Here is an 8,990-nt window from a genome sequence, read left to right as displayed (position 1 = left end):
GGGCTCCGCAGGGCAGGATGCTGGATAACGTCCAGTCGGCGCGAGCCGAAGGATAGTGCCACAGAAATGGACCGCCGATGGCCGGCTTCACGCCGGCACAGGCAAGGGTGGAACCGTGGTGTAAGAGACCACGAGCGGCGTTGGTGACAACGCGGCTGGTAAACCCCATCCGGAGCAAGACCGAGAGAACGCGGCGGCCTCAGAGCCGCAGCCCTTGCCCGGGGCGCGTTCGGGTTGGTCGCTTGAGCTGTGCAGCAATGCACAGCCTAGATAGATGATTGTCGCTTCCATCGTGGGAGGGTCGTTCCCGTTATACCACCGGAAGTACAGAACCCGGCTTATGGCAGGCTTTCCGCAACGGTTCATCGATGCCGGCTGGATCGGACAGCCGGAACATCCCGAAAAACATGCAGAGCCTTCGGGCTATCCTCTTGGGAGGATCGGTCCGAAGGCTCTTGTTCATATTGCCTGTCATTCCGCCTCGCCGAAACCGAACCGATGCCGGAGCGCCTCGATCCGGCGCTCGAACTTGAGACGGAATCCGCCCAGCGTATTCGCCGTCTGTTCGGCCGCTTCCAGGGCGCGCATGACGTCGATCCGGCCGTAGCCGAAGTAGATGTCGCGGCCCTTGTCGCCGAGGTCGACGGCCGTCTTCCGCATGATGTCCATCACTTCTTCGTTCGTCAGGTCCGGGTTGACGGACTTGATCAACCCGGCGAGCGCGGCGGCATGCGGGCTGGCCATCGACGTGCCGGACAGCGCGGCGTACTGGTTGCCCGGATAGGTGCTCGCGATCGCGTCGCCGGGGGCCGCCGCGTCGATGTAATCCCCGTAGTTCGAATAGGGGGCCTTGTTGTCCTCGGCATCCGTCGCGGCCACCGCGAACACTTCAGGATACGCCGCCGGATAGCCCGGCTGGTCGGTATTGTCGTTGCCGCTGGCCGCGACGAGCACGACGCCGCGGTCGTAGGCGTACCGGATCGCATCGTGGAGAAATTGGGCCGAAGCATAGTTGCCGAGGCTCATGTTGATGACATCGGCGCCGTGGTCCGTCGCCCAAATGATGCCTTCCGCGACCGAATAGGTCGTGCCGGAGCCGGAGCTGTCAAGCACTTTCACGGGCATGATGCGGCCCCGCCAGGACAGGCCGGCGACGCCTTCGCCGTTGTTGACCGTAGCCGCGATGATGCCCGCGACGTGCGTGCCGTGGCCCACGTCGTCTTCCGGATCGCCTTCGCCGACCAGATTGACGCCTTCCGCAATCCGGCCCTTCAGATCCGGATGATCGAGCTGGATGCCCGTGTCCAGCACCGCGATGACAATGTCGTCGCTGCCGCGCGAGAGCGCCCAGCCGCGCTCCGTCTCGATCGCCGGCAAGTTCCACTGGTAGGCGTTGTACAGCAGGTCATTCGGCACGATCGGCTCGCCGGCGGTGTCCGCACCGCTTTCCGCCCGAGCCTTGAATCCCTTGCGGTCCGACGCCTCGGTCCCGCTCTTCGCGTCGTCCGCTTCCGAGGCCTGTCCCCACAGTCCGTTCGCCAGATACAGATAGTGCGGTTCGACGTACACCGGATTCCAGCGCTCGCGGAAATAGGCGATCAGCTCTTCCGTTTCCATCGAATGCGATGTGAACACGTGGGCATAGCCCAATTTCCGCACCGAAGCGCCGTCGATATCCTTCATGATCGCCTTGATCTCGGCGTCCGTCGGTTCCTGGCGGAAGCGGACGACAGCTTCATTGATATGATAATGGCTCGCAGAGCCGTTGTCCTCGCCGGTGCGGACCGTAATATCCTCCGTCGAGTTCGGCTTCGCCGACTCGATCTTGTACCGCCCTTCCGCCGGGTACGGCACGAGCCGCAGATGCAGCCGCTGCCGGCGCTCCACCTCGTCGACGATATCCTGCCGGATGATGCCGGTGACGGTTCCGCTGCTTTCGGCTGCCGGCACGCCCAGGACGATGTAGCGGCTGCCGTTCACCCGGACAGGTTCGGATACGTACGTCCGGCCCGCCTGCGCTTCCCGCTCGGCTTGCGCAAGCTGCGCGTTCCACGCATCGCCGTTGCCTTTCGGCATCGCGCCGGCTTCCTTCGTCTTTCCGCTGCTTGCCTTGAGCCGCACATAGGTCATGTGCGGATGGGCATCCAGCAAATGGCGCAGCTTCTCTTCATCGGCATCCGCACGGAGCGCCCGGAACTCTCTGGAGCATTCCAGCGTGCACAGTTGCGCGGTCGCCTCCGCGTCCCGCCGGACGGCCTCCAGCTTGAGCCGCTTTTCCTGCGCGGCATTCATCACGGAAAGCCGGCTGTTCGCGCCTTCTCCGTTGCCTTCGTCCTCCCGCACGCCGATCTGCCAGGGCAGAAAAGCGATCAGCGCAGCCGCAGCCGCGCCCGCCGCCGCCCAACGCAGCCATTTCGGCCGCAACTTCGGCCTTCTGGACATGTCGCCGCCCCTCCCGCGTTCGTGATCGAAATCGGTTATAGGTTAAGGTCCGCGGCGTGAAAATATACAATCGCAAAGCGAAGATTGTCCTTCCGTAGTACCGCGGGTGACGGATTTGTGTTAACATGTGGATTAGCCAGTACGGGGAGCGAAAGGAGTCAGCAAATGCCGTCCGAGAATATCAGACAATTGACCGAATCGGCGCGGGCCAAACTGAAGGAAGCCATTGACCAGCTGGAACCTTTTCTGAACGGATATGCGCTGCGTGACCTGACCGGGGAAGACAGCACGCCCGAGACCGTCGCCTTCTACAAAGGGCTGCTCTCGGATCTGCGGCACCTGCTCGTTTTCTCGGAAGTCGTCTATGAGAAGCTGGGCGTCGTGCTGCGGAGGGCCAATTTTGACGTCGATTTCGCGGAAAGGGCGCTTTATGAGACGTACCATCAATGCGTGAACGCCTATTTCTATCCGAAGAATGAAGGCTACTCGGAAGACGGCCGCTATGCGTACACCGGCCAGGACGCGATCCGGTTCCGCGTCAAGCCGGTGCGACCGGCGCGGGACATCGTGCTCGGCATCGCGAAAATTTTCGAGGATCTGCGCGAAGAGCTGGCCTACTATGAGAGCGAGTATCTAATCCGGCGGAGGATGCAGGGGCAAAAATAAGGCAGGCATACGGCGCACCCGCGAAGGGCAACTTGATAGCGGGGGTGATCGCATGCCTGAAGGCGTCATTTGCAGCGTAAGCAACTGCACGTATTGGGCGAAGGGCAACCGTTGCGCGGCCGAGGAGATCATGGTCGACATCGACCGCTACGCCCGGGCCGACTACGGTTCGGAATTCGCGGACTTCGACACGCAGCGTCGGGAGACGGCCTCCGATTCCTCCGTTACGTGTTGCCACACCTTCCGTCCGAAGGAAGGCTGATCCGGATGGGCAGCCATCCGAAAGGCGGAGCGGACGGTGCGGAGAAAAGGGAGCAAGGTTTTCCCGGTCTGAACCCGGAACTGGCGGCGCACGACGATGACGCAGCCGGGCGCAGGGCGGCGAAGGCGCAAGACGATGCGGAGATGGCCGCGGAGTTTGCCGCGCCTGATACGCCGCGCGAACGCCGGCAGGCGGACGGGCCCGCGAACCCGGGTGGTCGCCGGTCCAAACCGGGCCCGGCGACTTCCGACGCGGGCCGCGCCACGGGGCTGTTCGCGCTCGCGATCGCCATCGCCTCGCTGTTTGTGTGGCCGCTGCCGCTCGGGCTGACCGCCGCGGTTCTCGGCTGGTTCAGCTTTCGTGAAGGCGCGCGCGGGCTGGGCGTCTGGGCCGTCACCATCGGGCTGGTGGCGGTGCTGACGCAACTCGTCCTCATACCGATCTATGCCGCATGGTCATGACGCGGCGCAAACCGGCGGTACGTCAGGGCGTTCCGCCGGTTTTGCTGCGTGCATCACCGCATGCAAGCGCATCCGCGGTCAACAGACTCTGGCAACGTCGGGCCAAAACGTGTACAATGGTAAGGTGAGACAAGCATGTGCATGGAGGGGACGTCATGAGCACCGTCATCGAACCGCAAAGCATCGGCATTGATCCGCGCACGTTCAGCGCGCTGCTGCGGCTGCAGCTGGCGAGCTATGCCGATTCGTCCGGCAGAGCGGACGCCGGATACGGATCGCTGTTCGAGACGCTGCTCGGCGGGCTGCTGACCGGCGGCAGCGCGATGACGCCCGCCATTAGTTACGGCTCAGGCCTGTACAATTACCCGGCATCGCTGCACTCCGGTACGCCCTATTCCGAAAATCTGCTGCCAATGCTCATCCGGTTGCAGAACGCGTCCTCCGGCGTCTCCGGCGGCGGGTCAGAGAGCCTGTACGACCCGTTGATCCGGCAGTCCGCCGAGCGGTACGGCATCGATCCCGCCCTCGTGAAAGCAGTCGTCCGGACGGAATCGGCGTTCAATCCCCGCGCCGTGTCGCGTGCGGGCGCGAAGGGGCTCATGCAGCTCATGGACGCGACGGCGCGGTCGCTCGGCGTCGCCGATCCGTACGATCCCGCGCAGAATGTGGCGGGAGGCACGCGCTATCTTGCCTGGCTGCTCGGAAAATACGACGGCAATGTGAAAGCCGCGCTCGCCGCGTACAATGCCGGTCCCGGCCGCGTCGACCGGCTCGGCATCCTGACGGACGAAGCGTTCGACGAGAAGCGGTCGCTCCTGCCCGAAGAGACGCAGAATTACGTGGCCAAGGTGCTCGATGCCTTCGAGCGCTACCGCGCGGCTGCAGTGTAACATCCGCAACGCTGCCGTGACGCTGCCGCTGCCAAAGGCCGCAAGCATCGACTCCGAGAGGGGTCTTTCCTTTTTTAGAGATGATCTTTCGCCGCGATACGGACGCGCCTTCCGGAGAGAACGGCGTCGGCCGTTTTTGCTCGTGAGCCGGGAGCAAGGCTTCCGCATTTGACCAAGGAAGGGAACATGGCATGCTCTATTTCGACCACAGCGCCTCTTCGCCGCCGCGCGAGGAAGTGATTCGCACGGTATCCGAAGTGATGGCGCAAATCTACGCCAATCCTTCGTCGCTTCATCAGGGCGGCGCGGAGGCGCGCAAGCTGCTGGAACGCGCGCGCGAGCAGGCCGGGCGGCTGTTCGGCACGAGCGCGTCGGAATGGCGTTTCACATCCGGCGGCACGGAAAGCAACAATCTGGCCGTCTTCGGCGCCGCGCGGCGCTACCGGAACCGCGGCCGGCATCTGATCGTTTCAAGCGTCGAGCATCCGTCCGTCGCCGAGCCGTTCCGCGCCCTGGAACGCGAGGGGTTCCGGGTGACGGTGCTGCCGGTGAACGAGACGGGCCACGTCGACCCCGCCGACGTCGAGGCGGCGCTGACGGACGAGACGATTCTCGTCAGCGTCATGCACGTGAACAACGAGGTCGGCGCGGTGCAGCCGATTGAGGCGATCGGGCAGCTGCTCAAGAACCGGCCGCGCACGCTGCTGCATGTCGACGGCGTGCAGAGCGTCGGCAAGCTTACCGCGCCGATCCGCGAATGGGGCGTCGATCTGTTCACGGTATCGGCGCACAAGTTCGGCGGGCCGCGCGGAGCCGGGTGGCTGTACGTCCGGGAAGGCGTCGAGCTCGAACCGCTCATTCTCGGCGGCGGCCAGGAGGACGGCCTCAGGTCCGGAACCGAGAACGTGCCGGCCATCGTCGGCGCCGCCAAGGCGCTGCGCATGGCGATCGAATCGCAGCCGGAGCGGGCGGAGCGGCTGAACCGGCTGCGCCGGCGGCTCATCCGGGGCGTCGTCTCCATGCCCGGCGTCGTGCTCAGCGGCCCGGAGGAGGACGATCCGCTCCGGCCGATGGCGCCGCATATCGTTCACTTCTGCTGCCCCGGACTGAGGCCGGAAGTGATCGTTCATTCGCTTGAAGAGCTGGGCGTCCTCGTGTCGACGAAGTCGGCCTGCTCATCGAAAGACGACAAACCGAGCGCCGTGCTCACGGCCATGGGCCGCGACGCCGCCTGCGCGGCAAGCGGCATCCGCATCAGCCTGGGGGATGAGCACGACGAGGCGAGCATCGACGCGCTGCTCGAACGGCTTCAGACCGTACTGCGCAAGTTGATGCCGCTGCGAAGAAAGGAAGACCTTCATTGACATTCGACCATATCTTGATTCGGCTCGGGGAAATTACGGTGAAAGGGCGCAACCGCAACCGCTTCGAGACGGAGATGCTGAAGCAGGTGCAGCATGCGCTTCGGGGGTTTCCCGGGCTGACCTTCATCCGGACATACGGCCGCCTGTACATCACCCTCGGGAATGAGCCGTACGAACCGGTGGCCGACCGGCTGAAAGATGTCTTCGGCATCTCGTCGTTCAGTCCGGTGAAGCGGGTGGAGCCCGAACTGCAGGCAATCCGGGAAGGCGCGCTCGCCGTCATGCGGTCGTTTCCGCAGCGCAAGGCGACGTTCAAAGTCAAGGTGAGCCGCCGCTGGAAAGGATTCCCGCACGACACGATGGCCATGAACCATCTCGTCGGCGCGCACATCCTCCGCAACATGCCGAACATTACGGTGGACGTCCGCCAGCCCGACATCGAACTGAACGTCGAGATCCAGGAACAGCACGCGTATATCTACTGCGAAGTGGTGCCGGGGGCCGGCGGTTTTCCATACGGGTCGAACGGCAAAGCCGTCGCGCTGCTGTCCGGCGGCATCGACAGCCCCGTCGCCGTCTGGATGGCGATGCGCAAAGGGCTGGAGGTCGAAGCGATCCATTTCCACAGCTATCCGTTCACGAGCAAGGAAGCGCAGGACAAAGTCGTCGCCCTTGCGAAAAGGCTGTCCTATTACGCCGGCAAACCGTTCAAGCTGCACCTCGTGCCGTTCACGGACATCCAGACCAGCCTGGCGCAGTCGAAGCAGGATCACCTCATCATCACGCTGATGCGCCGGTCGATGCTCCGGATCGCGCAGCGGATCGCCGAGAAGAGCGGCGCGCTGGCGATCGTCACCGGCGACAGCCTGGGCCAGGTGGCCAGCCAGACGCTCGGCAGCCTGAACGTCATCGGGCGCACGAGCGACCTGCCGCTGCTTCGGCCGCTCATCGCGATGGACAAGCTCGAAATCATCGCGATGGCGAAGCGGATCGGCACGTACGAGACTTCGATCCTGCCGTATGAAGACTGCTGCACGCTGTTCGTGCCGAAGTCTCCGGCAACAAATCCGAATCTGCGCATCGTCGAGCATATCGAACGCGGCGTGCCGAACCTGGCCGAGATGATCGCGCAGGCGGTGGAAGGGACGGAGACGATCGAGCTTCGACCCGACGATCCGGCGCCTGCCGGCCGGACCGGAGAGGACGATTGGTTTTGATCCGCAACAGAGAACAAGAAAAAGCAGGGAACGCCTAATGCGGCTCCCTGCTTTTCTCATGCAATGCGGTTCTCCTGGTCCTGGCGGTGTTCACGGCGTAACCGGCGAGCTGCACGCCGATGATGATGACCGCGTAGAAGGTCCAGGCGATCCAGGCGCGGTCTCCGATCAGTTCCTCGATGTGCTTCTCGTGCGTAATCATCTTCGCGGCCGTGAAGGCGAGCACGCCGCCGCCGAGATAGATGATCCAGGGGAAATAGCCCATCAGGCGGATGAACAAGGTGCTCCCCCATATGATGATCGGGATGCTGATCAGCAGCCCGAGCACGACGAGCAGCAGATGGCCGTGCGACGCCCCGGCGATGGCGATCACGTTGTCGAGCCCCATCGCGGCGTCGGCGGCAATAATCGTCCAGACCGACTGCCACAGCGTATTGCCGGCTTTGACGTCATGACTGCCTTCTTCCTGCACGAGCAGCTTGCAGGCGATCCAGACGAGCAGCAGTCCGCCGGCGAGCTGCAGCCACGGCACCTTGAGCAAATAAACGACCAGCGCGGTGGCCGCGATCCGGATGGCGACCGCTCCCGCCATGCCCCACAGGATGGCCGCTTTCTGCTGATGTTTGGGCAGATTGCGCGCCGCCATGCCGATGACGATCGCGTTGTCTCCGGCAAGCACCAGATCGATGAAGACGATGGTGATAAGAGCGGACCAGAATTCCAGCGTCAAGGGATCCATAAGGTTGGCTGTCCCCTCCTTTCCCGTCAGTAACACCGCACACAGGCAAAAATGCCCGCAACAAATTTACATACGTTGTCCACGGACATGCGGATTCAAATTTTTTTCGGGCATAACCTGTCCCATCCGCACATACAGTGGTTGGCAAGGGGGCAGAGGTCGTTGGAAAGTCTGCTGATTTTCGCACAAATTATGCTGGTCAATCTGCTGCTCAGCGGCGACAATGCCGTCGTCATCGCGATGGCCTGCCGACACCTGCCGCCCGGAATCCGGGAGCGCGCGATGGTCTGGGGCACCGCCGCCGCGGTCGCCCTGCGCTGCGCACTGACACTGTCGGCTGCCGCACTGCTTCAGATCCCGTATCTGCGGGCGGCCGGCGCGCTTATGCTGTATGGCATCGCGGTCAAACTGCTGCTCGATGGCGGCGGGGACGGCAAACCGCAACACGTGCGGAACAGCGCGACGATCGCGAGCGCGATCCGTACGATCCTCGCCGCCGATTTCATCATGAGCCTCGACAACGTGCTCGCAATTGCCGCGATTGCCGACGGGGAAATCGTGCTCATGATGATCGGCATCGCGCTCAGCATTCCGATCGTCATCTGGGGGAGCCGGTTCGTCGGCGCGCTGCTTGCCCGCATCCCCCAGCTCGTCTATATCGGCGCCGCGCTGCTCGGTTATGAAGCCGGCCGGATGCTCGTGCACGACCCCGGCCTGGACGGGCTGCTGTTCCACGGCAGCCGGACGGCCGCCGAAGCGCTGCCCGTGCTGTCCGTCCCGCTGGTGATCGTGCTGTATCTTCTGATGCGCCGGGCTTCGTGAGTTAGAGTAAAATTAGCGTTGGGGTAAAGATTGGAAAAAGCGGACATAGAAAGAGAGCCTCTCCTTTGGTAGAGTGGAATTTGGCAAAAAAACACCCTCAAAGGAGGAGGCTCCTATGCAGCACTTT

9 protein-coding genes and 1 other RNA gene are annotated in these 8,990 nt (G+C 63.4%); 8 read left to right on the top strand and 2 right to left on the bottom strand.

From position 1 onward, the window contains the following. Window positions 1–356, top strand: an RNA gene (gene rnpB / locus C6W55_RS00190) — RNase P RNA component class A; the annotation flags it as partial. Between the two features lie 115 nt (window positions 357–471). Here the strand turns inward: rnpB and C6W55_RS00185 are convergent. Next, window positions 472–2,442, bottom strand: a complete 1,971-nt coding sequence (locus C6W55_RS00185; protein WP_015255207.1) for a S8 family peptidase — start codon at window positions 2,440–2,442, stop codon at window positions 472–474. Window positions 2,443–2,607: 165 nt separating this feature from the next. Here C6W55_RS00185 and C6W55_RS00180 point away from each other — a divergent pair, with 165 nt between their 5' ends. The 6 genes from C6W55_RS00180 (at window position 2,608) to thiI (ending at window position 7,302) form a co-directional block, all read left to right on the top strand. Beyond that, the gene (locus C6W55_RS00180; RefSeq protein ID WP_015255206.1) at window positions 2,608–3,108 is read left to right on the top strand and encodes a YpuI family protein; all 501 of its coding nucleotides are present in this window, start codon (window positions 2,608–2,610) and stop codon (window positions 3,106–3,108) included. Window positions 3,109–3,160: 52 nt separating this feature from the next. Beyond that, the gene (locus C6W55_RS00175; protein WP_015255205.1) at window positions 3,161–3,370 is read left to right on the top strand and encodes a DUF1540 domain-containing protein; all 210 of its coding nucleotides are present in this window, start codon (window positions 3,161–3,163) and stop codon (window positions 3,368–3,370) included. Next, entirely contained in the window at window positions 3,337–3,831 is a 495-nt protein-coding gene (locus tag C6W55_RS00170) for a UbiA prenyltransferase family protein (RefSeq protein ID WP_286890672.1), read from the top strand. Before C6W55_RS00175 ends, C6W55_RS00170 begins: the two co-directional genes overlap by 34 nt. 155 nt (window positions 3,832–3,986) lie before the next feature. After that, entirely contained in the window at window positions 3,987–4,721 is a 735-nt protein-coding gene (locus tag C6W55_RS00165) for a lytic transglycosylase domain-containing protein (RefSeq protein ID WP_015255203.1), read from the top strand. 191 nt (window positions 4,722–4,912) lie between these two features. After that, on the top strand, window positions 4,913–6,085 hold the full coding sequence (locus C6W55_RS00160) for a cysteine desulfurase family protein (protein ID WP_015255202.1): 1,173 nt from the start codon (window positions 4,913–4,915) through the stop codon (window positions 6,083–6,085). Then, window positions 6,082–7,302, top strand: a complete 1,221-nt coding sequence (thiI, locus tag C6W55_RS00155) for a tRNA uracil 4-sulfurtransferase ThiI (RefSeq protein WP_015255201.1) — start codon at window positions 6,082–6,084, stop codon at window positions 7,300–7,302. Before C6W55_RS00160 ends, thiI begins: the two co-directional genes overlap by 4 nt. Window positions 7,303–7,336: 34 nt before the next feature. On the opposite strand, the gene C6W55_RS00150 is transcribed toward thiI, so the two are convergent. Then, the gene (locus C6W55_RS00150; RefSeq protein WP_286890671.1) at window positions 7,337–8,041 is read right to left on the bottom strand and encodes a TerC family protein; all 705 of its coding nucleotides are present in this window, start codon (window positions 8,039–8,041) and stop codon (window positions 7,337–7,339) included. Window positions 8,042–8,203: 162 nt separating this feature from the next. Between C6W55_RS00150 and C6W55_RS00145 the strand changes: the two genes are divergently transcribed. After that, window positions 8,204–8,863, top strand: coding sequence for a TerC family protein (locus C6W55_RS00145; protein WP_286890670.1), 660 nt, complete (start codon window positions 8,204–8,206; stop codon window positions 8,861–8,863). Window positions 8,864–8,990: the final 127 nt, after the last annotated feature.

The organism is Thermobacillus sp., from assembly GCF_003390775.1.
GTDB classification, from domain to species: domain Bacteria; phylum Bacillota; class Bacilli; order Paenibacillales; family Paenibacillaceae; genus Thermobacillus; species Thermobacillus xylanilyticus.
The sequence above is the reverse complement of the archived record's forward strand: the minus strand, read 5'-3'. Positions and strand labels throughout refer to the sequence as shown.